Annotated in this window: 1 protein-coding gene; it reads left to right on the forward strand. The window is 64.6% G+C overall.

The window, feature by feature from the left end:
- A partial coding sequence (locus AC1RQF_RS33490) for a condensation domain-containing protein (RefSeq protein WP_492874432.1) occupies nucleotides 1–588 on the forward strand: 588 nt, incomplete at both ends.

A 588-nucleotide genomic window follows, 5' to 3' on the forward strand; every position in this document is an offset into this window, starting at 1 on the left:
ACTCTTCGACCGGCACGAAGCCTTGCGTTCCGTATTCGTCTCCGTCGACGGGCAACCACAGGTCCAACTGCTCCCCATCGGGTCAGGTGTGCCGCTTCGCCATCACGTCCTGTCTGGAGACAATATCGATGAACAAGCGCAACAGGCTCTCCGCCTGCAACACGAGGAAGCCCGGACCCCGTTCGACCTCGAACACGGTCCGCTCATTCGCGCCCGCCTGATCCGCTTCAACGCGCATCATCATCAGTTCCTGCTTACCCAGCACCACATCGTCTCCGACGGCTGGTCCTTTGGCATTCTGCTTGGCGAACTCAGCGCGCTCTACGCCGCCGCTGTCGAGAACCGACCCGCCGACCTGTCCGCTCTCGCCATCCAGTACCCCGACTACGCCGCATGGCAGCGTCAATGGCTCGCCGGCGAACGGCTCGCCGAGCAAAGCGAGTTCTGGCGCAACGCCCTCGCCGGCGCGCCTGTTCGCATCGAACTCCCCACCGACCGGCCCCGCCCGCCTCAGCAGTCCTATGCCGGTGCAACCGTTCCCCTGCATATCGATGCCGAACTCACCCGCGCGCTGCGGCAGTTCTCGCA

The organism is Burkholderia sp. GW821-FHT14F03, assembly GCF_058803765.1.